Origin of the sequence: Albimonas donghaensis, assembly GCF_900106695.1 — a bacterium.
GTDB classification, from domain to species: domain Bacteria; phylum Pseudomonadota; class Alphaproteobacteria; order Rhodobacterales; family Rhodobacteraceae; genus Albimonas; species Albimonas donghaensis.
On record NZ_FNMZ01000011.1, the window covers coordinates 1 to 23033 of the forward strand.

Here is a 23033-nt window from a genome sequence, read left to right on the forward strand (position 1 = left end):
CCGCCGTCCTTGTGGTACAAGACGGACCTCAGCGGCGATGTGTCCATCCCGATTTTCTATTAACTATCAATAGCATAAGGGTGTTGGCGGAGAGACGGGGACACTCTGCCGACAGATTTTTGTTTATATTTTTCAATAGTTTAAGCGCAACGCGCAACTTGGACCGTATCAGTGAGTCGTAACAGAATCCTTCCCTGGCGTCATATATGGACTGGGCGGCACTTGCCTCGTGATGTCCTATGCCTATCGTTTCCAGTCGTGTTTACTGCTGCCAGCCCGAGCAGAGAAAACGAATCTAGGAACTCAAGAATGCTTGATGCAAGAAGCCTGCCAACAGCCATTGGGCAGCTACTTAAGAATAATAACTATGATGTGCAGTTCGGCGTAGAAATACACGGGGCCGAAGTCGACATAGTTGCAGTGCCAATTGGTGACCCATATGGTCGACGGCTATTTATTGAGGCAACGATTGAGTATGTAGATAATACGAAGTATGGAAAAGACGCGAGTAAATTTCTTCTGCTTGCAAAAAGGGAGCCTTCCGCTGCGCTAATAATCGTGTCCTCTACTGGATTTACACCCAGCGTTCGCGAGCGAGCGGAAGAAGCGGGTGTAAATATCGAAACTTACGATCAATTCTTCCGAAAATTTGAGCGATACGAAAAATATACGTCTAGCGTTGTCTCGAATGGCGAACTAGTTAATCTGTCTGGTGTATATGAAGAAGCAAATTTTGAGGACAGTCATGGTGTCGACTATGCAACCGATTGGCTAACCGTTTGGGCAAAAGACGACGATCCAGAGGCGCGGTGGCTTATAGTTCTTGGTGAGTATGGGACGGGAAAAACTTGTCTAACGCAAGTGCTTCAGTATCGGTGGACAAAAGAATACATTGAAAATCCTATTTTTCGACTGCCCTTGAGGATCACACTTCGTGACTTCTCGCGGCAATTTGATGCTCGCGCACTAATACATCATGCTCTAGATAATAATAATCTTGGTCACATCAATATCGACTTCATTTTTCAGCTAATCAGGCAGCAAAGATTGATACTGCTGCTTGATGGGTATGACGAGATGGCGCAATTTATGACGCCAAGAATGCGAAGAGACTGCCTTGCGGCACTCGCGGAGCTATCAAGAGATGGCGCAAGGGGGATTCTTACTAGTCGGCCAAATTATTTCACGGAAGACGAGGAGATACGAGTTTTTGAAGCTCTATATAATGAGCTTTCAGGTTCATCAATTTCCGTCTTGCGTCTACAGCAGGATATCGTTGATCGTGAGAAATCTGTTGATTCTCTTATTGAGTCACACCTGCTAAATCGTTTTGAGAGAACGCTGCGCGATTTGAATCCCGGCCAAACAGAGGCTTTGGTGCGGCGGAAGTTGGGAGACGATACGGGTGGCTGTGACATTGTTTTAAGCGTTCTACATCGAGTGTTTAGGGCGTCTGAGGCCGGAGAGAGGACATCGCTTTCTGGAAAGCCAGTCATTGTTTCATATCTTCTTGATGTTCTTGACCAACTTCGAGCGGATGAGGACTCATCAGGATCGGAGGGTCTAACCGAGTGGTCAATCTATGGCGTGATCGTAGATAGGCTCATGCTTAGAGACCTCATAAGATCACCCGATCTGTCGGCACAAAAGCGTCGAACCTTCCTTGAGTCACTGGCACTCGAAGTTTCCACGATCAACGGCGCTGTTATAAAGGAAGATAGGTTTCGAACATTAGTTGATGCTGAATTTCACTCAGAACTTAGGATGCTAGATTCTGATGATCGACGCCGCGCGATAGATCAATTGTTTGAAGACCTTCGTAGCTCTGCTACTCTTACTCGCACCGCGAGTGGGGACGGCTGGATATTTTCTCATAGTTCGCTCCGTGAATTTATGGCTGCACGGTCCATGTTGCGGTCCCTTGACGAAGCTCGGTCTGCGAATTCCTCAACAAAAGTAACTGCGTTGATGCAGCACCTCGTGGCTACCATGGATAGCGCTGATATCGAAACAGCACTACAAAAGCTCGTGATACTCTGGCAGTCTCGTAGTCAGTATCACGGTATCGGCCGGTTACTCTGTTTGCTTTGGGAGGCTCTCGAAATACGAGGGACTCGCTTTAATGAAAAGCACTCGTTGTCATTTTTCAATTCAACTTCAGGCGGCAGTGCGTTCGTTCCGCTAGATGACGTTAGGCTGTCGCGCTTAAATTTTAGGCTCGAGTGCTTCCCAGATATTTGCCTTTTTGACTTCACCGGAAGCGAACTGGAAGAATTGACGTTCGATAGATGTGATCTTTCAGAAAGTAAATTCAATACATCTATTATTGGTAGCACCGTATTTAATCACTGCAATCTGCGAAATGCAGATTTTGAAGGTGCGGCTTTGATTGAATGTATTTTTGATAATTGTGATCTGACCGGCGCAGACTTTAAGGGACTTGACGCAGACTCTATAATCTTCGCTCGAATTGGAATAGATCGGGAACTGCTGCGGGTGGAGGGTGATGATTTGAAGGGATTTCTCCGTTATTTTGGCGCATTCACTGATGACGTGACCAAATTTAAGACCCTTCAGTTCCATCCCAAATTCTCTGTAATTTCAAAAATTTTGGGTAGGCTTTCGCAGCAAAAGAATCACCAAGTAGTGGGCTTGACCCAAAGGGGCGAGGCTCAGCGTGACCCCCAGTTGGCTAGGCAATTCTTAAACCATTTGATCAAGAGTGGATTGGCTACGCAGCGGCAAACCATGGTGAGCTTAACTGCGGAGGGGCGGAATGTCGTCGGAACCTTTGAACGCGAAGAACTAGACATTCGGATCGCAGCGTTCCTTGAGCAACGCTAGTTCGCAATGTTCTCGCATTTCCCGACTGCGTTAATCGGTCGTTTTCGATAATCAAATCGGGTCCTGACCGACACACCAAATCACTGAGCCGAAGCAGTCTCAATATACTCTCTTAAAACCCAGCACTGATCCCCGTATATTCAGATGAGTTTCAAGAATCGAGAGGACCGGAATGCTGGTTGGGTATGCTCGTGTGTCGACCAAGGACCAGTCTCTCGATGGCCAACTTGACGCCCTCCACAGGGCGGGATGCGAGAGGGTCTTCTCGGAGGTCGCATCGGGTGCCCGCGATGATCGTCCGGTTCTCCAGGAGGCACTGGCCTATGCCCGCCCCGGGGACGTGCTGGTCTCGCTCAAGCTGGACCGGGTGGCGCGATCCCTGCAGCACCTGACCGGGCTGGTCGCCGATCTTAACCAGAGACGGGTTGGATTGAAGAGCCTGACCGAAGAGATCGACACCGGCACCCCTGGCGGGAGACTCGTGTTCCACATCTTCGGGGCCATCGCGGAGTTCGAACGGGACCTGATCCGTGAGCGAACCCGGGTCGGTCTCGACGCTGCGAGGAAGCGAGGACGGGTTGGAGGTCGTCCCGTGAAGATGACCGGAGAGAAGATCGCCGCGGCACGGAACCTGCTGGAGGATGGGCGTCCGGCCACCGAGGTCGCCACCGTCTTGGGGGTTTCCGTGGCCACCCTCTACCGTCACTGTCCCGCCCGCCGGGATGTGGCCCCGGCGGGGTGATGCTAATGTGTTGTGTGTCAGATGGCCAAGCTGATACCCACGGAGGTCCCTACATAGACGCGGGTCGGTTCGGGCACGTCCGCAGACTTGTAGGTAAGCTCCCGAGTGACGCGCCGTGGCTTCGGTCCGTGCGTGTCGTCGCTGCGGTGAACTTCGACCTTGCAGTAGCCGTGCAAGTTCTCAAGCCATCCCTCATTCAGGAACATTAACGTTTCCTTGTGAGTATACCATTCCTGAGCATACCCGGACTCGTAGGAAAACGTCAGTTTATCAAACCCGGTATCGTGGAGAAATATCGCCAACTGACGGATTGCATGATCGCGGTCTATTTCATCGGGGATGGACGACACCGGCACCTGAGGACCGAGAACGGTTGTTCTGAGATTCCGATCAAGGTTGCTTGGGTCCATTTTCACATTTCCAGAATTGAGAGCACCTATCGATGGGCTGGCCTTGGACACATATTTCACCAGCTTCAAAAGGTTTCCCAGAACAGTCTTGTTTCTATCGAATGGCCTCAAATGAACTCGCCGCCAGCCATTTGCTGGAAAGGTTTTCTTTAGAGCCGCCTTCAGTGGGGCCACATCCACGGCCCGAACAATGAGGTGGCTGCTGAGCACCCATCCACCTGCATCGTCCACCACCCAGCCGAGGTCTCCGGCAGCCTTGCTGAGTGCTTTTCGTTTTATAAAGTCCTCCCCGGAACGAAGGTCGGGCTCGAACGTGCCGAACATGACGATGCCACGTCGGCTATTGGTCATGGCCTCGCCGATCTTCTGCATCGACAGACGGGCGTCACCGATTTGCTTGGCCAGCGTTTCCAGGTCGGGGGCGAAGTCCATTACCACCGTGAGGAAATAGAGTTGGTTCCGAACCTCCGGAAAGAAATACCGGGTGGCCCCGGTCATGAGATTCAGCCCATGGACCTGCCGGGCGAGGGGGCAGAGGATACTATCGTATCCGGAGCGCCCCGGATCGCCGCTGAACATCTCGCTCAGGTCGCGGGCTCGGTTATGATGCGGGTCGCGGTTCAGTGCATTGAGGGTGTGCTTGAACATCTTCAGGTCTTTGACAAGGAACTCGCTCTGAAGAATCCCCTCGCAATCGCTTCTGATCAGGTTCTTGAACGACTCCGAGAAGGGTCCGCGGACACCCAAGGCCCTTTCGACCTTTCCGTCCGTCGCTGAAAGCCTCTGCTCGTAGATCGCCTGAAGGTTCAGGGTAACGCATAGATCACCCTTCTTCTTTTTTTCCATGATTAATCTCCTGTCTGCGGAAATGAGCGTGTCTCCCCCCGCAGATAGGTAGCTCCGGCATCGGGGGCGACGGCGGCACCCTGAATCTTTTTCTTTGGCTAGGGGTCGGATTGCCGCGCCACCTTGATGTCCAGCGAATTCGTGCTTTCCTGAAGGCTGATCAGAGGTGATGGAACTCGTCGGTCACGCCCCCGGTTACCACTGCACATAGACCCGCATGGTCTCGCCGGTATCATCGATCTCACAGGTCATGGTCCGGGTATTCCGACCTCCGAACCCGTTTCGGGCGCTGACCTCGAACATGTAGGCCCACCGGTTCGGATCGGATCGGTGCTCACGGGTCGTAGGGGGCCACGAGAATTCTCCCGAACTGGGTTCTCTCAACCCGGCACGGACCTGCGTCTGGCAGGATTCATATCCCGGATATGCCACGACGTTGATCAATCCGGTGACGATGCCCCCGAACAGCAGCCAGACCAGGACCAGCAAAGACCCTCCGGTCACCAACAGCACGATGATCGCGAAACATCCCTGCACGCAGCCCGCGGGCTGATCGTCTTCCGAAGCGTTCGTCACGCCTTCCCCCCTCGATCACGCTCACCTGACGTTAGTCCGATCCCGACAAGGTCTCCCGCGGTGACCTGCCTGTCGGTGGCCTCGATGATCGCCGCCATCAACGCCCGTCGCGGCACCACCTGACCGTTCACCACGCGGGAGATGGTGGCAGGCGTCGTGCCGACGCTTTCGGCGAAGCGCACCGCAGGGACCCCATTCATCCGCAACCAATCGCCTAGCTTCATGATTTGCGAATTGCGGTTTTCGTAAGGATTCGTCAACCCCTTCGGGTTCTTCTCGAAGCCCCGACGGGGCTGGCGGAGAATTACATTTTATGCAATCCGACTCTCATGGCTGACGCACCCTCCAGAGCCCGGATCGCCTCCACCCTTCGCAAGGCGAGGGAAGCTCGCGGCATGTCGCTGGACGAGGCGGCGCGGCATCTCGGGATTTCGACCGCATCGCTCTCCCGGATGGAAACCGCGGTCTCCGGCGTCGCCGCGGATAGGATCGAGGTGCTGGCCAGACTCTATCAGGTCAAGATTCAGGATATCTTCGAAGGACAACTCACCGGGATGCCCGGGATGGTCGATCAGGACCGGATGCATGCGGCGGTCCTGCTGGTGCTGGAGACCGCACGAACGATGCGGGTCAAACCATCTCCGGCGAAGGTCGCGGACCTGGTCGTGCAGGTATACCGACGGGAGGTCGAACGTCTCCTGGCCGATCCCGGTGCCGCGGTCAGCTTCTCCCAGGCCCAGCATGTCGACTACGTCTCTGCGGCCTTGATGCGGTAGATGGGATGCAAATTCTGCCAACGGGGCTATGAGGGCGTCCGGCCCAGAGCCCAGGAGAACGGCTTGCAATCACTCCTGCTCCGGCGGCGTATCAAATACACTTAAGCGATCCGCAGCCCTGCGTCCGAGGCGAGAGAAACCCAACCCGGCGCTCTCCCTGTGGAGAGCGCGGAGGGAGGTCATGCGGCGCGAGACCCACGCTCGCTTTTGCTGCTGCGTCCACCTGGACCAGCGGGTCTCCAGCCAATCGTGTCCGGCCAGTCCGGGGTGATTGGCCAACCTGTCGATCTCCTCTACGAACCCTCGCGGGTCCATCGTGGTGATCCGGTGCAGGCGAAGCTGGGATCGTCGGTCCCTTATCCATCCTCCCGCCCAGAGGGCCGCCAGCGGGGCGGAGGACAGGACAAGCACCGTGATGTCGGGACGATGCGGGAAGGCCTTCGGCAGCAGCGGTGCCGCGGCGGTGATCAGGCCCCCCGCGAGCATCAGGATCGACCAGGCAGCAAACGGGACGAGACATGCGATCATCCCGGAGGTGACCATCACCGACCATCGGCGTCGACCAGAAAGGCCAGTGAGGAACCCACTGACCGCAAGCAAAAAAGAAATCAGAATCATTAGCCACCTCCACCTTCGATAGACCTAAGAAAATTTTTTTATTCAAGTATTGACCCGTAGAATCGGGAAAAGTTGTATTGGAGAAGGTTACCGAAATATTCTGATAATCTAGAATTCCGATCAAAAATCGATTCATTGCTCAGATTCATGGCCTTCAGGCTGCCATGCAGCTTAACTCCGCAACGGCATTTCCGAAACGTTTTTGGAGTTGTTGGTAACAATAGGAGAAAATGAATGAAAGGGGAAAAACTTATGCTCTTCTAGGCCCGATGTCAGGATCATTAATATTCAGGTTTTTAATATGAGAAAAATCAATTTCTGGATACGCCACTTTTTTAATGGCATAATTCAAATGATCAAGGCTATATCATTTGCCATATATTTCAAACGCGTCCGTATTTCGATTTGTCCATCCGCCCAAGGCCTTCGCAATACCCGCTTCCATTTCTACTCGTCTCGTTTCATCTCGAAAGTTATGACGAAAGCTGTGGAACTTGTGTTTTTCATCGTTGACGCCAAGCTCTCTAAATTTTCGATTTATACGTTTTGAAAAATTCGTAGAGTAATAGCCATCAGACCCGCGCGTAATATCATCAAACATTTTCCCACTAGAGGCCTTTGATGCGTGAAACCGGAGAAACCCGCACTTAATCAGGAAAGGATGGATCGGTATCGCTCTTATTGAGCTTTGTGTTTTGACGAATTTGTCGCTATTTTTGGAGGTGCTGCTTGCGGAAATGTCAAAGACCCACACGTCTCCGATCAGTCTAACATCAGATACGTCGAGTTGGCAGATTTCATTTGATCGCATGCCATTCCATAAAGCGATCAACGGAACCCAGTAGGTCGATCCATCGGCATGACCCGCAGTGTATACGTCAGAATTGAATATTATCTTGAGGTGATCAGCAGTGAAAGGGAGTCGTTTTTCATGTTTCGGTATAGGGTCTACCACCCTGAAATACTCCGCATGAATAGGAATCTTTTCAATAATACCTGAACGCTCACACCAACGGAGAAATGCCAAAAAAGAATTTAGATAATTATTCATACCTTGCGGCGAGAGAGTCTTCAAATTATTTGCCTTCGCCTTATGCGTTATATCTTCATGCGAAAGTTCGTGTAGGTTGCGAAGTTTAGTGGCGTCCCTCGGCAGTGCGGTAATGATCCTACGAGCGTCAAGGCAGTCCCGACGGGTAATCGACGCAACATCTCGATCTGGCCCGACGATTGCCGCCATGGTGGAAAGGTAGCTGTGCAGAGATTTCCGCGTCTTCTCGGTTCGATGCCGGTGGTCGATGTTGACATATTCCTCGATCAACGTGCGCAAATTGTCTTTTGATCGAAGAGAGACGTTGCCTTGCCGAAGTGACACAAACGGCTTTGTCTGGCCATCGCCATCCACAAAGCGAGGATCGATCCGACTGGGGAACTCGCGACCCTCCAATCGAGAAACGATACGTCGCTGAACTTCCAAAGCAGCATCCATCACGGTTCGGCAAAGCCGCTGGTAGCTCTCGCTTTCTGTTTTTAGGCGAATGAGGTTACGTTCTAGGATTTGATCCGCGAAATTGGTTGCAAAGATATCGCGCACACCATGTCGAGAGAACGACCTTTCGATCTCAGCAAGCATTTCCTTGTGCGATTGAACATGGCGATCCCAGTCCGCATCAGAAATTGAGCCTCCGGTGCTCTCTGAAAGTAGCTCCTTTTTTTCAAAATAATTATAAACCTCTCGTCCAAGTTGGATAATTTCATCGGACGTGAGAGCATCCACATGGCGGTAATCACCACGTATTTTCTTGCGGGCTACCTCGAAATTATTGAGGTGTTTCGCGCGAACTTCGAGCCAGCGAAGCTCGGCTTCGCCGTGGTTCTCGGTCTTGAGGCTCTCGACGAACTCAATCCGACCGAAGTGATCTTGGAGATCGGAGGGAACCTGAACGCGGGCATACCACATGCGCCCACGTCGCCACAGACCTACGTTTTTTCGTCGTATTGCCATGCCGAACTGTAACAGGTTTTCGGAGCACCCAGCAACGCCAACCGCATGAGATGGCGTTGCTTTTTGGAATCTGGAACTTTTCTGGAGTATTGGCGGAGAGACAGGGATTCGAACCCTGGGTGGGGTCACCCCCACAACGGTTTTCGAGACCGCCCCGTTCGACCACTCCGGCACCTCTCCATTGATCCCGTGGTCGGGACGGGCGCACTCCTAGCGGGGGGCGCGGGCGGATGCAAGAGGCGACGCGACAGGTTCCGCAAGGTATCCGCCGGGCCCCGGCGCCCCGGCATGTTCAGGGCGCCCGGAGAGCCCGGAGAGCAGGTTCGCGCGCGGGAACCCGGCCGGCGAAGGCGGGCCGCGCGGCGAGGGGAGCGCCTGACACCGACGCCATCCTCGCCGGCTTGACATCCCAATGCGCCGACGGCATAAGCCCGGCTCCGGTCGCGTTGGGGTCTCTCTCGGCGCGATCTTGTCTGGCGCGACAGGCGCCGCACGTCCCCGACCGGGGGCGCGCCGTCCGGGGCGGAGCGGGCAGGGGGCCGAAGAGGTCCGACGTCCTCTCCATGAAGTTCGCGAAAGCGGCGCCGCAGGACGCGGAAGTTTGAAGGAAGACGCGATGTTCGCTGTCATCAAGACGGGCGGCAAGCAGTACAAGGTCGCCGCCGGCGACGAACTGGAAGTCGAGCTCCTGGCCGCCGAGGCCGGCGAGACCGTGCAGTTCAACGAGGTGCTGATGCTGGTCGGCGAGGGCGAGCCCTCGATCGGCGCGCCCTTCATCGAAGGCGCCGCCGTGCAGGCCGAGCTGCTCGAGTTCACCAAGGGTCCCAAGGTGATCTCGTTCAAGCGCCGCCGCCGGAAGCACTCCTCGGCCCGCCGCAAGGGCCATCGTCAGAATTACGCGCGGGTGAAGATCACCGAGATCCTCGCCACCGGCGGCGACGCCACCGGCGTCAAGGCCGCCGTCGGCGCCGCTTCGGCCCCCAAGGCCGTCGCGGCCGAGTAACCGTCAGCAAGGAGACATCGAGATGGCTCATAAAAAGGCAGGCGGCTCCTCCCGCAACGGCCGCGACTCCGCAGGCCGTCGCCTTGGCGTCAAGAAGTATGGCGGCGAAGCCGTCATCCCCGGCAACATCCTGATCCGTCAGCGCGGCACCACCTGGTATCCGGGTGAGAACGTCGGCATGGGCAAGGACCACACCCTGTTCGCGACCGTCGAGGGCGCCGTGAAGTTCTCCAAGGGCTTCAAGGGCCGCACCTTCGTTTCGGTGATTCCGCCGGTGGCCGAGGCCGCCGAGTAAACACCCCGACAGGGCCGAATTCACCAGAGGGCCGGCGGGGCGCAACCCCGCCGGCCCTCGACTCTTTCCGGCGTCCGGGCCCGTGCCCGCGCGCCGCGCCGGCCGAAGCCGTCCGCAAGAGACGCGCGGTCCCCGTGGGGAGACGCCTCGCCCGCCGGGCGAGCCCTGATGCAGGGAAGGAAAGCGCCATGTTCGCGGCGATGACGGACGGACTGAAACTGCCCGCCACGATCGAGTCCGATCGGCTCGTGCTGCGCGCGCCGCGACCGCGGGACGCGGGGATGATGTCGCTCTATCTCGGCGACGCGCGGGTGGCGAAATCGCTGGCCCTGATCCCGCACCCGTTCCCGCCCGGCGCCGCCGAGCAGATGATCGAACGGGCGCTGGCCGGACGCCGCTCCGGGCCGCTCTACGTCATGGACGCGAGCCGTTCGGACGGCGCGGAGATGGTGGGGCTGGTGTTCCTCAACCGCGCGGCGGAGGAGGGGACGGTTGTCTGGCGGCTGTCCTACGTGGTGGGGCCGCCATTCTGGAACACGGGCTACGCGACGGAGGCGGCCACGGCGGTCTGCGCCGCGCTGTTCGACGCTGGGGCCGAGGCGGTCACCGCCCAGGTCTACCAGGACAACGCCGCCGCTTCGGCCCATGTGCTGACCCGGGCGGGCTTCGATTATGTCGGCGACGGGGAGGCATGGAGCGCCGCCCGGGGCGCCGTCGCGCCCCTGTGGCGCTACCGGCTGGATCGGGAGAGATGGCGACGCCAGACCTCATGACGCCGCGGCTGCGCCTTCGGGCGCCGCGGCCTTCGGATATCGCCACCCTGGCGGAGCTCAGCTCCGACCCGGACGTGGCGCGCATGACCACGCGCATTCCCAACCCCAACCCGCCCGATGCGCTGCGCGACGCGCTGGTCAGCATGGCCATGGCCGACGAACTGGTCCGGGTCATCGACGACGGCGCGCCGCAGGGGATCTGCGGGATCGGGCCGCGGGGGATTGGCTACTGGCTGGGCGCCCGCGCCCGGGGCCGGGGCTATGCGCGCGAGGCCGCCGGCGCGCTCTGCGTCCACGCCTTCGGCGCGCTGCGCTGCGGCCGGATCGAGGGTTCGGTCTTCGCCGACAACCCAGCCTCGCTGCGGGTGCTGACCTCGCTGGGCTTCCGGCGCATCGGGGCCTCGCGCGCGCATTCGGTGGGCCGGGGCGGGGAGGTCGACCAGATCGACCTGGAGCTGGACCTGGAAAGCTGGGTCGCGACGCGGCGGCTGACCCTGCGCACGCCCCGTCTGATCCTCAGCCCGATGACCGCGGCCGAGGCCCCGGCGCTGGCGGCGCTGAGCGATCCGGTCTCGGCCCGCATGACCATGACCGCGGCGCATCCCATGTCCCCGGAGGCCGCCGCCGCGCGCATCGCGCGGGCCGCCTTCCGCGACCGGCCCGGCTTCGGGCTGGGCGTGCGGTTGGGCGGGCGGCTGATCGGGGAGGTCGGGCTTTCGCCCGCGCCCGAGACCGGGGCGCCGGACGTCTCGGTCCGGCTCGGCCCGCTCTGGCGCGGGCGGGGCTATGCGCGGGAGGCGATGGCCGCCTTCCTGCCCTTCGCCATGGACCGTTTCGCGCTGCCCGAACTGGCGGCCGGGGCGTTCGAGGACGACGCCGCCTCGCGCGGGTTGCTGACCTCGCTGGGATTTCGCGATATCGGGGGGACGGAGGGCGCGGCCCCCGCCCGTCCGGTCGCCGCTCCCATCCGCCGCTTCGCGCTGACCCGCGGGGCGCTCGCCGCGGCGCTGGCCGCCGAACTTGAACCGGGCAGCAGGAGCGCGGCATGAAATTTCTCGATCTCACCAAGGTTTACATCCGGTCCGGCGCCGGCGGGAACGGCTGCGTGTCGTTCCGCCGCGAGAAGTTCATCGAGATGGGCGGCCCGGACGGCGGCGACGGCGGCAGCGGCGGCGACGTGTGGGCGGAGGCGGTGGACGGGCTCAACACCCTGATCGACTTCCGCTACCAGCAGCATTTTTTCGCCGGCAACGGCCGCCCCGGCGCGGGCCGTCAGCGCACCGGCGCCGATGGCGACGACATCATCCTCAAGGTGCCCGTGGGCACCGAGATCCTCGACGAGGACGAGGAGACGGTGATCGCCGACCTCACCCAGCTCGGCGACCGCGCCCTGCTGGCCAAGGGCGGCAATGGCGGCTTCGGCAACCTGCACTTCAAGACCTCCGTGCAGCGCGCCCCGCGCCGCGCCAATCCGGGGCAGGAGGCGGTGGAGCGCACGCTCTGGCTGCGCCTGAAGCTGATCGCGGATGCGGGGCTCGCCGGGCTGCCCAACGCCGGCAAGTCCACCTTCCTCGCCGCGGTCTCCAACGCCCGGCCCAAGATCGCGGACTACCCGTTCACCACGCTTCACCCGAATCTCGGCGTGGCGGGTGTCGATGACACCGAGCTGGTGATCGCCGACATCCCCGGCCTGATCGAAGGCGCGAGCGAGGGCAGGGGGCTGGGCGACCAGTTCCTCGGCCATATCGAGCGCTGCGCGGTGCTGCTGCACCTGATCGACGCCACCGGCGAGGACGTGGTGGCCGACTGGAAAGTGATCCGGGCCGAGCTGGAGGCCTATGGCGCCGGCATCGCCGACAAGCCCTGCGTGACGGCGCTCAACAAGATCGACGCGCTGACCGAGGAGGAGCTGGAGGAGAAGCTCGCCGCCCTGGCCGAGGCCGGCGCCGAGCGGGTTCTGCCCATGTCCGGCGTGGCCGGGACCAATGTGCTGGAAGCCCTGCGCCGGTTGCGGCGCGAGGTCATGGCCAAGCGCCGCGCCGATGCCGGCGTGGATGAGGACGGCCGCATGGCGGAGGACGAGCCTTGGCGGCCCTGACCTCCGACGGTGCGGCGGGCGTTTCGGGCGCGACGGGCGGGGACGGGACCGCCGCCGCCGCCGCGGTGGCGGGCGCCTCGCGGCTGGTGATCAAGATCGGCTCGGCCCTGCTGGTGGACGCGGAAACCGGCAAGCTGCGCCGGTCGTGGCTGGAAGGCGTCGCCGCCGACATCGCCGCGCTGCGCGCGGGGGGGGCGGAGGCGTTGGTGGTGTCCTCCGGCTCCATCGCGCTGGGGCGCCGGGCGCTGGGGCTCCCCCGCGGGGCGCTGGCGCTGGAGCATGCGCAGGCGGCCGCCGCGGTGGGGCAGATCCTGCTGGCCCAGGCCTATTCGGAAGTGCTCGCGCCCCATGGCATCCCCGCGGCCCAGGTGCTGCTGACGCTGGACGACACCCGCGACCGGCGCCGTTACCTCAATGGCCGGGCGACCCTGCGCACGCTTCTGGGCTTCGGCGTCATGCCGGTGATCAACGAAAACGACACGGTCGCCACGGACGAGATCAAGTTCGGCGACAACGACCGGCTGGCCGCGCGCGTGGCGCTGATGGCCGGCGCGGACATGCTGGTGCTGCTCTCGGATGTCGACGGGCTTTATACCGGCGACCCGCGGCGCGATCCCGGCGCCCGGCGCTTCGACGCCGTCGACCGCATCTCGCCGGAGATCGAGGCGATGGGCGCGGGCGTCGGCTCGGACGCGGGCTCGGGGGGGATGCGCACCAAGCTGCTCGCCGCCAAGACCGCGATGCGCGGCGGTTGCGCCATGGTGATCTGCAAGGGCGAGACCGACCGCCCGGTCGCGGCCCTGCTGGCCGGCGCCCCCGCGACGCTGTTCCGGGCCGAGGCCAGCCCGCTGACCGCGCGCAAGCAATGGATCGCCGGCATGAAGCCGGTGGGGCGGCTGGTGGTGGACGCGGGCGCGGCCCGGGCGTTGCGCCGCGGCGCCTCGTTGCTGCCCGCAGGATTGCGCGGGGTGGAGGGCGACTTCACCCGCGGCGATCCGGTGGCCATCGTGACCGAGACCGGCGACAGCGTCGGCGCGGCGCTGGTCGGCTATCCGGCCGAGGAGGCGCTGGCCATCATCGGGCGCCAGTCGCGCGAGCTTGAGGAAGCGCTGGGCCACCCGGCCCGCGCCGAGGTCGCGCATAGCGACAACATGGTTATATGGGATGCGCAGGGGGCCGAGGCCTCCGCGGAGATCGAGGAAGGGAGCGCGCGATGACTGTGGCGACGGAGATCGACCGGGACGAGGCGCTCGACATTCCGACCCTGATGCGCGGCATCGGCGAAGCGGCGAAGGCGGCCGCGGCCGAGCTCTCCTACGCTTCGGGCGCGACCCGCGACGCGGCGCTGCTGGCGGCGGCCGAGGCGCTGGAGGACACGGTTCCCGCGATCCTCGACGCCAACGCGGCGGACATGGAATTCGGCCGCGCCAAGGGGCTGAGCGCGGCGATGATGGACCGGCTGATGCTGGACGCGGGGCGGGTCGGCGCGATTGCCGGCGGGCTGCGCGAGGTCGCGGCCCAGCCCGATCCGCTGGGGCGGGTGCTGGCGGAATGGGACCAGCCCAACGGCCTGCATTTCCGCAAGGTCGCGACGCCGCTGGGCGTGATCGGCGTGATCTACGAAAGCCGGCCCAACGTCACCGCCGACGCGGGCGGGCTGTGCCTGAAATCCGGCAACGCCGCGATCCTGCGCGGCGGCTCCGAGAGCTTTCATTCCTCGGGCGCCATCCACGCGGCCCTGGTCGCGGGACTGCGCGCCGCGGGCCTGCCCGAGACCGCGATCCAGCGCGTGCCGACCCGCGACCGCGCCGCGGTGGGCGAGATGCTGGCCATGCCGGGCCTGATCGACGTGATCGTGCCCCGCGGCGGCAAGGGACTGGTGGGGCGGGTGCAGTCGGATGCGCGGGTGCCGGTCTTCGCGCATCTGGAGGGCATCTGCCACATCTACGCCGACGCCGCCGCGGACCCCGAGAAGGCCCGCGCGGTGATCGTCAACGCCAAGACCCGGCGCACCGGCATCTGCGGCGCGGCGGAGTGCCTGCTGTTCCATCGGGACTTCCTCGCCGCTCACGGCGCCGGGGTGATCGGCGACCTTCTGGACGCGGGCGTCGAGGTGCGCGGCGACGCGGGCGTGCAGGCGCTGGACGCGCGTGTGGTCGCGGCGGGGCCGGAGGACTGGGGCCGGGAGTATCTCGACATGATCGTGGCGGCGAAGGTCGTGGCGGATGTGGACGAGGCGATCGCCCATATCCGGACCTATGGCTCGTCGCATACCGAGGCGGTGCTGACCGAGGACGACGCGGTGGCCGAGCGCTTTTTCGGGCGGCTCGACAGCGCCATCCTGCTGCGCAACGCCTCGACCCAGTTCGCCGATGGCGGCGAGTTCGGCTTCGGCGCGGAGATCGGGATCGCGACCGGCAAGATGCATGCCCGCGGTCCGGTGGGGGCGGAGCAGCTGACCTCGTTCAAGTACCTCGTCGAGGGGAACGGCACGCTGCGCCCCTGAGACGGCGCCGGATGGCGGAGGGGGGAGCCGCGCGTCGGCCGTCCCGAGGGCGGCGGCGTCGCGCCCGCGCGGCGCTTGGACGTCCGTGCCGGCGGCGCCGTTTCGGGCGGCCAGCGGCGGGACGGGAATGCCGGGCGGCGGGCGCGTTTCACGGGGCGCGGTCGCGGGTGAGACCTGTGCTCCGCCCCCGGGCGGGTCCGCCGCAGGTCTGCGGGGCATCGCCAGTTTGTGGGAATGCGGCCCGGGTTTTCGCGTCGTGAGCGTTCGGGCTCGGCAGGGCGGCGGCCTTCGCCCGGCTTGCCGGCGTTCGGATTGTCGGGACTTCGTGGGGGGGCGACGGCGGCGCAACGCGCGCTCGCCTTCCGTCGGGCGGCTGCGGTCGCGCCCCTTGGCGGTGACGCCTGGCGCCTGCCTCGCCCCGCCGCGCGGGCGAGCGGACGACATCCGCGGACGGGTCGTCGCGCGGCGTCCCGAACCTCGCCGGGCCGACCGGCATGGGAAGGCCTGGCGCGGCCTCCCCGTTGGCATGGTCGCCCCGCTCGGGACGCGGCGGGCCGCTCAGGCGCCCCAGCTGCGGACCGGGCCGCAATCCAGATGCACGAAGCCCGAGCGCGAGTAGGTACCGACCCCGCCGCCGCAAAGCGCCTTGCCCGCGCCGGCGATCTGACGGATCGAGCGGCCCTTGAGCTTCAGGTCCACCGCCATCGCGCGGGTGTGGTAGCTGTTGCGCGCCACCCCCGACCGGTTCCGACGCATCGCCGCATTGGTCTGCGGGCTGCGATAGCCCGAGACCACCTCGAACGGCTCGGCCGTGTCGAGCTTGCGATGCACCGCCGCCAGCACGTCGATGACGTTCTCGTGGTAGGGTTTGACCAGTTCGGCGCGCCAGTCACGCAGGATGGCGCTCACTTCATCGAGCGCCTCCGGGACATATTGCCCGTCGACCCAGTACACCACGTCGAGCTTCTCCTGAAGCCGCGGGTTGGTGAACCGGATTCTCCGGAACTGTCCCTTGCCGATATTGATCGCCGGGGCCGCAAGTCCGGGGCTCGCCCAAACCGCCGCCGTCACGCCGACCAACGCCGCAATCGCGCCGCGCCGGCTGAGTCGCCCGCTGCAGATTTCTGTCACTATGTCCGCCTCGTTCGTCCTTCGGCCGTTGTCCCTCGGCCATTTCAATGGACCCTTCGAGGTTAACATGATGATAGCGCGCTGCAAAGTTGCAGATAGGAGGCGCCGGACGCCGAAGCGGACCCGCGGGCGCCGGCTTGACGCCGGGTGCGAGGCGCCGCTGGGCGGATCGCCCCGCCGCGATCCGGAAGGCGCCGCCGAGAATGCGGCCATATTCCCACGGCGTTAAGCAATTCTCCGCTAGGGGAAGGTGCCGGACCTCGCCGGCGGCGCCTGTTTGCCCTACCCTTGCAGGCAATCCCCGCTCTCTGTGACCGAGGCGCCACAATGACGTTCGCTCCCCGCAAATTCGCCGCACTCGCCGCTTTTTCGGCTTTCGCCGCCATTCCGGCGACCGCGGTTTTCGCACAGACTTCCGGCGTCGCCGCGACCCAGGTCGGCGCCTATTCCTCCTTCGCATCCGCGACGCAGGCGACGGGGCGGGTCACGGGCCTTCCCGGCGCCGTGCTCGCCGCCGCCGCCGGGATGCCGGAACTCGCCGAATGGTATCGGGCGCGCGACGGCGCGCCGGTCTGGGCGCCCGCCGGCGGCGCCCAGTCTCCCGACCGGATGATCGAGCGGATGATCGATGCGGGCGACGAGGCGCTGCCGGCCGCGGTCTATGGCGGGCGCGCGCTGCGCGACCGCGTGGCCCGCGCCGGAACCCTGGACGAGGCCGGGCGCGCGGCGCTGGAGGTCGATCTCTCCCGCGCCATGCTGCGTTTCGCCGGAGACCTCGCCGCCGGGACCCTGAAGCCGAACCGCGTGGACAAGGAGATCCACATCTTCCCGCAGCGGCCTTCGACCGCCGCGCTGATGACCGCCGCCGCCGCCGCCCCGGACCTCGCGGTCTGGCTCGACGCCGTGGCCCCCCGCGATCCGGACTACGACGCGCTCAAGGCCGTCTACGCCCGGCTCAAACGCGAGGCCGCCGGCGGCGGCTGGCGGGCCGACCTGGCCGAGGGCGGGACCCTGCGCAAGGGCGATGTCGGCCCGCGCGTGGCCCAGGTCCGCGCCCGGCTGAGCGAACTGGGCGAGCACGCCCCCGCCACCGCCCGCCCCGAGCTGTTCGACGACGGGCTGGAGGCCGCGCTGAAATCCTTCCAGCGCCGCCACGGGCTCAACCCCGACGGGCTGGCCGGCCGGCGGACCTTCTCGGCGCTGGGCGCCGACGTGGGGCAGCGCCTGCATCAGGTCGCGGTGAACCTCGAGCGGCTGCGCTGGGGTCCGCGGGTCTACGCGCCGCGCCACATCATCGTGAACCAGGCCGACTACCGCGTGCGGCTCTACGACAACGGCCAGGTCCTGCGCGACGCGCGGGTGGTCATCGGCCAGCGCCGTCATCGCACGCCGGAATTCATCGACCAGATGACGCATCTGGTGGTGAACCCGACCTGGCACGTGCCGCGCTCCATCACCATGAACGAGATCCTGCCGGCGCTGAAGGAGGATCCGACCTACCTGGCGCGCAACAACATGCGCGTGGTGTCCACGGATGGCGGCCCCACGCCGGTGGACACGGCCTCGCATGACTGGACCCAGTATGCGGGCGGCTTCTTCCCCTACCGGGTCAAGCAGGGGCCGGGGAACAGCAACTCGCTGGGCCGGGTGAAGTTCATGTTCCCCAACCAGTTCAACATCTACCTGCATGACACGCCGTCCAAGCGGCTGTTCTCCCGCGATGGCCGGGCCTTCAGCCATGGTTGCGTGCGGGTGCAGGATCCGTTCGAGCTTGCCTATCTGCTGCTGGCGCCGCAGCTCGACGACCCCAAGGGGACCTTCGACGCCTGGCTGGCCCGCGGGTCGGAGCGCTATGTGAACCTGGACGAGCCGGTGCAGGTCCACCTGACCTACCGCACCGCCTGGGTGGACGAGAACGGCGTCGAGCAGTTCCGTGAGGATGTCTATGGCCGGGACGAGGCGGTCTGGGCCGCGCTGAAGGCCGAGGGGCTGGAAACCGGGCTCTGAGCCCGGCCTGACCGGCCTCCTGCCCATGAACCGAGGCGAGCGCCCGGCCTGAACCGGCCGGGCGTTTCCGCGTTTCGGCTGCGGGCGCGAGCCAGGGTTTCGTCGCGCGGGGCGGCTGGCGCGGTCCTGGCCGGGGCGGCTCCGGCGGCCCGCGCCCGAAGCGGCGTCGCCGCGTTCCCGCCCGTCGGTCCCATGCGCCGCGCCGCCTCTTTTGCGCGAGGGCCGGCGACGAAGCTCGCGGGGCATCTCGCTGCCGCGCCGCATCCGCCCGGCGGGATGTATAGTCCCACGGCCCTGGCCGCCGCGCTCACCGCAACCGGCGCCTCCCCTCTCCGCCCCGGTCCCTCGCCGCCCGCGACCGGCCTCCGCGCCGCGCGGGCGCGCCGTCGCCGCGGTCGGGCGCTCGACGCGCGGCTCGCTCCCGCGCCGCCGCCGAGACGCTGGCCCTCGGGCGCGGGAGCGGCTAGCAAGAGCCTCGTCCTACCCCTCCGCCATCGGGAGCCCGCCATGATCCGCATCGACGCCCTCGCCGCCGCGCTCGGCCTGGACCACGCCGGCGACGGCGCCCTGGCGATCGACCGCCCCCGCCACCCGGCCGAGGCCGCGGCCGGCGACCTCGCCATCGCCATGGATCCGGCCATGGTTCCGCTGCTGGAACAGGCCCCGGTCCGCGCCGCGATCCTGCCCGAGGGCGCCGACTGGCAGGGGCTCGGCCTCGCCGCCGCGATCTTCGCGCCGCGCCCGCGCTACGCCATGGCCGGCCTGACCGCGACCTTCCAGCACCCGCTGCACGCGCCCGAGGGCGTCCACCCCTCCGCCGTCGTGGACCCGAGCGCCGAGATCGGCGAGGGGGTCTCCATCGGGCCCTTCGTGGTGATCGGCCCCGGCGCGCGCATCGGGGCGCGCGCGCGCATCCTCTCCCATGCCGCGATCGGCGCGGAGGCCGTCCTGGGCGACGACGCGCTGATCCATGCCGGCGTGCGCATCGGCGCCCGCGCGACCATCGGCCATCGTTTCATCTGCCAGCCCGGCGCGGTGATCGGCGGCGACGGCTTCTCCTTCGTCACGCTCGAACCCGGCGCGGTCGAGGCCGCCAAGGCCCGCGGCGCCTCCGACGTGACCGGCGCCGCGGCCACCATTCACGTGCGCATCCACAGCCTCGGCGCGGTCCGTATCGGCGACGACGTGGAGGTCGGCGCCAACACCACCATCGACAACGGCACGCTCCGCGACACCTCCATCGGCGACGGCTCCAAGATCGACAACCAGGTCCAGCTCGGCCACAACGTCGTGGTCGGACGGCACTGCCTGATCTGCGCCCAGACCGGCGTCGCCGGCTCCACCGAGATCGGCGACCGGGTGGTGCTGGGCGGGCAGGTCGGCGTCGCGGATCACCTGTCCATCGGCCATGACAGCCTGATCGCCGCGGGCTCTGGCGTGGGGTCGCGGGTGCCGCCGCGCTCGGTGATGATGGGCGTGCCGGCGATCAAGCGCGACGAATTCTACCGCATGACCATGGCCATCCGCCGCCTGCCGCGCTTCATGGAGAAGATGCGCCGCGGCGAGGGCTGAGACGCCGCGGCGAACCGGGCGCGCGCGGCGAAATCCTCCCCCCGATCCTCCCCCCGCGGAGGCGCGCGGCCGACCCTCCGCCGGCCCCCGCGCGAGGGCCTCACGCGAAATTGTCGCTTTCGCGCGCCTCCCCGACGGGCTACCAAGCGGGACGCAGGTTCCGGGCGCGCGGTCCGCGCCGCCCCGAAAGACGCGCCAGGGCGCAAGCCGAGGAGCAGGGCATGACCGACGCCGCCACCGACGCCGCCACCAACGACGACATCGCCCGCAAGGTCATTGCGATCATCGCGGAACAGGCGATGATCGATCCCGCCGAGGTGCGACCCGAGGCGACCCCCGAACAGCTCGGCGTCGACAGCCTGGGCCTGGTCGAGGCGGTCTTCGCCATCGAGGAGGCCTTCGACATCGCCGTCCCCTTCAACGCCAACGATCCGGGCGACAGCGAGTTCGACATCACCGACGTCGCCCATATCGTGGCCGCGGTTCAGGCGCTCGTCGCCGAACAGAAGGGGTGAGCGTGGACCCCGACCCCACCGCGCCGCGCGGCCGTCGCGTCGCGATCACCGGCATGGGCGTGGTCTCGGCGCTGGGGCTCGACGCGGGCTCGCACATGGCGGCGCTGCGGGCCGGGACCTGCGGGATCGGGCCGCTCGATATCCAGGACCTCGACCGGCTGACCGTGCGCATCGGCGCCCAGGTCCGCGGTTTCGACGCCGAGGCGCGCTACGCCCGTTCCGAGCTTTCGCTCTATGACCGCACCACGCAGCTGGCGCTCGCCGCCGCGCAGGAGGCCATGGACCAGGCCGCGCCGCCGCCCGACCCGGAGCGCGACCTGCGCGCCGCCGTGGTGATCGGCGAGGCGCTGCCGGGCATGGGCAGCATCGACGACAGCTACCGCGCCGTGTTCCAGGAGGGGAAGAACCGCGTCCACCCCTTCCTCGTGCCGCGGCTGATGGCCTCCGCGCCGGCCTCCTTCATCTCCATGCGCCATGGGCTCAAGGGGCCGGGCTGGTCGGTGTCGACCGCCTGCTCCTCGGCCAATCACGCGATGGGGCAGGCGTTCCAGATGGTGCGCTCGGGCGTGTCGGATTTCGCCGTGACGGGCGGGGTCGAGGCGCCGCTGACCTTCGGCGTGATGAAGGCGTGGGAGGGGCTGCGGGTGATGACCCGCGACGTCTGCCGGCCGTTCTCCAGGGGGCGGGCCGGCATGGCGCTGGCCGAGGGCGCGGCGATCTACGTGCTGGAGCCGCTCGACGCCGCCCGCGCCCGCGGCGCCACGGTGTTGGCGGAGATCGTGGGGGCGGGCATGTCGATGGACGCCGGCGACATCGTGCAGCCCTCGGCCGACGGGGCGGCGCGGGCGATGCGCGCGGCGCTGGCCGATGCGGGGCTTGCGCCCGGGGACGTCGGCTACGTCAACGCCCATGGCACCGGCACCGCGGCCAATGACCGGACCGAGGTCGAGGCCCTGCGCGCGGTCTTCGGCGACCATGCGGAGCGGCTGCGGATCAGCTCCACCAAGTCGATGCACGGTCATGCGCTGGGCGGGGCCGGGGCGCTGGAACTGGCGGCGGTGATCATGGCGCTGCGCGACGGGGTGATCGCGCCGACCATCAACTACGCCGAGCCGGATCCCGAATGCGACCTGGACGTGACCCCGAACCTCGCGGCGCAGGCCGAGATCCGGGCGGCGATCTCCAATTCCTTCGCCTTCGGCGGGCTCAACGCGGTGATCGCGGCGCGGCGCGCCGACTGAGCCGCGCGGCCGTCCCGCCCGGACCGGAGAACACGAACCGGAGAACACCCCCGAACGAAAAAGGCGGGGCGGAGGGAAATTCCCTCCGCCCCGCCTTCTCGTTTCGTCGCCTTCTCGTCTCGTCACGCCGTCCGCCTGGCGGCGGCGACGCCGATCAGGGCTCCAGCGAGTTGAACGCGGCGGTGAAGCCGGTCAGCGAGATGGTCGCGTCGAACTTGGTGGGCTGGTTGTTCTGCGGCGCCACGAAGCCGAACTTGGCCACCGCGCCCTTCTTGAGGTTGGCGACGACGGCGTTGGGCAGGGGCTCGCGCATCAGGCAGCCGTCGCCGAGGCAGATGGAGTAGGCGGCCCGCTGGGCCTCGCCGCTGTCGATCTGCATGGACAGGCCCTCGCGCAGCAGGATGCCGAGCGGGACGCGCACGTCGAGCACCGCCTCCACCGTGCCGGCCTGGGTCTGCTGGGCGGCGATGCGGCGGATGGAGACGTCCATCACCTCGCGGCCGTCGGCGGACTTGCCGATCTGGCGCATGATGCAGGGCTTGTCGCCGTTCAGGCAGACGATGTTCCAGTCGCCATGCGTGGCGACGACGACCTGGCGCGGGGCCTCGGGCTGGGCCGGAGCGGCCTGCGCCTGGGGCTGGGCCGGGGCGGGCTCGGCCTGAGCCGGCGCGGGGGCCGGCGCCGGCGCGGGCGTCTCGGCGGGCGCCTCGGTGGCCGGCGCGTCAGTGGTCTGGGCCATGGCCGGCCCGGTCAGCGCCGCGGCGGCCGCGAGGCTCATCACGACGTTGCGGATCAGGCTGGAACGGTGGGGAATTCGATGCATGTATGCGCTTCCTGCTCGCGTTCTGGTCGGGCCCGCGAAGGGCGAGAGCCCGTGTTCGGGTCGGCGGCCCCGTCGATCAAGGCGCCTCAGGCTGAGGCCCCGTGGCTCGGGGCGTGTCGCAGAGGCCCCGCGGATCGAGGCTGGCGGGCCGAGGCCGCTCGCGTCCGTATCCTGCCGTATCCTGCGGGGGCCCGGGCGGTCGCCTAGGGTTCTCGCCGTCCCAGACGACGAAATCAAGGCGGGCGGGCCGGA

The 23033-nt window shown here is 65.1% G+C and carries 20 protein-coding genes, 1 tRNA gene and 1 pseudogene; 14 read left to right on the plus strand and 8 right to left on the minus strand.

Features of this window, described 5'->3' with window-relative positions:
- Positions 1 to 309: 309 nt before the first annotated feature.
- Both BLV24_RS19165 and BLV24_RS19170 read left to right on the plus strand, forming a co-directional pair.
- The gene (locus tag BLV24_RS19165) at positions 310 to 2844 is read left to right on the plus strand and encodes an NACHT domain-containing protein (RefSeq protein WP_143040367.1); all 2535 of its coding nucleotides are present in this window, start codon (positions 310 to 312) and stop codon (positions 2842 to 2844) included.
- A gap of 172 nt (positions 2845 to 3016) precedes the next feature.
- Positions 3017 to 3586 (plus strand): recombinase family protein, encoded by a 570-nt coding sequence (locus BLV24_RS19170; RefSeq protein ID WP_092684866.1) that lies wholly within the window; start codon positions 3017 to 3019, stop codon positions 3584 to 3586.
- A 17-nt stretch (positions 3587 to 3603) separates the two neighbouring features.
- Here BLV24_RS19170 and BLV24_RS19175 read toward each other — a convergent pair whose 3' ends face one another.
- From BLV24_RS19175 to BLV24_RS19185, 3 genes are all read right to left on the minus strand, one after another.
- Complete coding sequence (locus tag BLV24_RS19175) at positions 3604 to 4842, minus strand: hypothetical protein (RefSeq protein WP_092684868.1); 1239 nt, start codon at positions 4840 to 4842, stop codon at positions 3604 to 3606.
- A 195-nt stretch (positions 4843 to 5037) separates the two neighbouring features.
- Entirely contained in the window at positions 5038 to 5418 is a 381-nt protein-coding gene (locus BLV24_RS19180; RefSeq protein WP_092684870.1) for a hypothetical protein, read from the minus strand.
- On the minus strand, positions 5415 to 5678 hold the full coding sequence (locus BLV24_RS19185) for a helix-turn-helix domain-containing protein (RefSeq protein WP_143040368.1): 264 nt from the start codon (positions 5676 to 5678) through the stop codon (positions 5415 to 5417). Before BLV24_RS19185 ends, BLV24_RS19180 begins: the two co-directional genes overlap by 4 nt.
- A gap of 69 nt (positions 5679 to 5747) precedes the next feature.
- Here BLV24_RS19185 and BLV24_RS19190 point away from each other — a divergent pair, with 69 nt between their 5' ends.
- Positions 5748 to 6194, plus strand: coding sequence for a helix-turn-helix domain-containing protein (locus tag BLV24_RS19190; RefSeq protein WP_092684874.1), 447 nt, complete (start codon positions 5748 to 5750; stop codon positions 6192 to 6194).
- Between the two features lie 69 nt (positions 6195 to 6263).
- Here the strand turns inward: BLV24_RS19190 and BLV24_RS19195 are convergent, their stop codons facing one another.
- The 3 genes from BLV24_RS19195 to BLV24_RS19205 all read right to left on the minus strand — a co-directional run bounded on the left by BLV24_RS19195 (position 6264) and on the right by BLV24_RS19205 (position 8997).
- The gene (locus BLV24_RS19195) at positions 6264 to 6812 is read right to left on the minus strand and encodes a hypothetical protein (protein ID WP_143040369.1); all 549 of its coding nucleotides are present in this window, start codon (positions 6810 to 6812) and stop codon (positions 6264 to 6266) included.
- 367 nt (positions 6813 to 7179) lie between these two features.
- The gene (locus BLV24_RS19200) at positions 7180 to 8817 is read right to left on the minus strand and encodes a DUF6538 domain-containing protein (RefSeq protein WP_092685077.1); all 1638 of its coding nucleotides are present in this window, start codon (positions 8815 to 8817) and stop codon (positions 7180 to 7182) included.
- 90 nt (positions 8818 to 8907) lie between these two features.
- Positions 8908 to 8997, minus strand: a tRNA-Ser gene (locus BLV24_RS19205).
- A 436-nt stretch (positions 8998 to 9433) separates the two neighbouring features.
- On the opposite strand from BLV24_RS19205, the pseudogene rplU reads away from it, so the two are divergent.
- The 7 genes and pseudogenes from rplU to BLV24_RS19240 all read left to right on the plus strand — a co-directional run.
- Positions 9434 to 9814: pseudogene (gene rplU, locus BLV24_RS19210) on the plus strand (50S ribosomal protein L21); the annotation flags it as partial.
- A gap of 28 nt (positions 9815 to 9842) precedes the next feature.
- Positions 9843 to 10115, plus strand: coding sequence for a 50S ribosomal protein L27 (gene rpmA, locus BLV24_RS19215; protein ID WP_092684880.1), 273 nt, complete (start codon positions 9843 to 9845; stop codon positions 10113 to 10115).
- A gap of 188 nt (positions 10116 to 10303) precedes the next feature.
- Positions 10304 to 10888, plus strand: a complete 585-nt coding sequence (locus tag BLV24_RS19220; protein WP_092684882.1) for a GNAT family N-acetyltransferase — start codon at positions 10304 to 10306, stop codon at positions 10886 to 10888.
- The gene (locus tag BLV24_RS19225) at positions 10867 to 11937 is read left to right on the plus strand and encodes a GNAT family N-acetyltransferase (protein ID WP_176954840.1); all 1071 of its coding nucleotides are present in this window, start codon (positions 10867 to 10869) and stop codon (positions 11935 to 11937) included. Before BLV24_RS19220 ends, BLV24_RS19225 begins: the two co-directional genes overlap by 22 nt.
- Complete coding sequence (gene obgE / locus BLV24_RS19230; RefSeq protein ID WP_092684886.1) at positions 11934 to 12986, plus strand: GTPase ObgE; 1053 nt, start codon at positions 11934 to 11936, stop codon at positions 12984 to 12986. Before BLV24_RS19225 ends, obgE begins: the two co-directional genes overlap by 4 nt.
- Positions 12987 to 13051: 65 nt before the next feature.
- Positions 13052 to 14203: a glutamate 5-kinase gene (gene proB, locus BLV24_RS19235; protein ID WP_218133482.1), complete on the plus strand. Its 1152-nt coding sequence runs from the start codon at positions 13052 to 13054 to the stop codon at positions 14201 to 14203.
- Positions 14200 to 15492, plus strand: coding sequence for a glutamate-5-semialdehyde dehydrogenase (locus BLV24_RS19240; protein ID WP_092684888.1), 1293 nt, complete (start codon positions 14200 to 14202; stop codon positions 15490 to 15492). Before proB ends, BLV24_RS19240 begins: the two co-directional genes overlap by 4 nt.
- 558 nt (positions 15493 to 16050) lie before the next feature.
- On the opposite strand, the gene BLV24_RS22935 is transcribed toward BLV24_RS19240, so the two are convergent.
- Entirely contained in the window at positions 16051 to 16836 is a 786-nt protein-coding gene (locus tag BLV24_RS22935) for a YcbK family protein (protein ID WP_342708005.1), read from the minus strand.
- Positions 16837 to 16950: 114 nt separating this feature from the next.
- Here BLV24_RS22935 and BLV24_RS19250 point away from each other — a divergent pair, with 114 nt between their 5' ends.
- The 4 genes from BLV24_RS19250 to BLV24_RS19265 all read left to right on the plus strand — a co-directional run bounded on the left by BLV24_RS19250 (position 16951) and on the right by BLV24_RS19265 (position 21958).
- Positions 16951 to 18630 (plus strand): L,D-transpeptidase family protein, encoded by a 1680-nt coding sequence (locus BLV24_RS19250; RefSeq protein WP_092684892.1) that lies wholly within the window; start codon positions 16951 to 16953, stop codon positions 18628 to 18630.
- A 507-nt stretch (positions 18631 to 19137) separates the two neighbouring features.
- Positions 19138 to 20202 carry a UDP-3-O-(3-hydroxymyristoyl)glucosamine N-acyltransferase gene (gene lpxD / locus BLV24_RS19255; protein ID WP_092684894.1) on the plus strand — a complete coding sequence of 355 codons (1065 nt, stop codon included), beginning with the start codon at positions 19138 to 19140 and terminating at the stop codon, positions 20200 to 20202.
- Positions 20203 to 20423: 221 nt separating this feature from the next.
- Positions 20424 to 20717: an acyl carrier protein gene (locus BLV24_RS19260; RefSeq protein WP_092684896.1), complete on the plus strand. Its 294-nt coding sequence runs from the start codon at positions 20424 to 20426 to the stop codon at positions 20715 to 20717.
- A 2-nt stretch (positions 20718 to 20719) separates the two neighbouring features.
- Positions 20720 to 21958, plus strand: a complete 1239-nt coding sequence (locus tag BLV24_RS19265) for a beta-ketoacyl-[acyl-carrier-protein] synthase family protein (RefSeq protein ID WP_281242948.1) — start codon at positions 20720 to 20722, stop codon at positions 21956 to 21958.
- 154 nt (positions 21959 to 22112) lie between these two features.
- Here BLV24_RS19265 and BLV24_RS19270 read toward each other — a convergent pair whose 3' ends face one another.
- Positions 22113 to 22781 carry an invasion associated locus B family protein gene (locus tag BLV24_RS19270; protein WP_092684898.1) on the minus strand — a complete coding sequence of 223 codons (669 nt, stop codon included), beginning with the start codon at positions 22779 to 22781 and terminating at the stop codon, positions 22113 to 22115.
- Positions 22782 to 23033 lie beyond the last annotated feature (252 nt).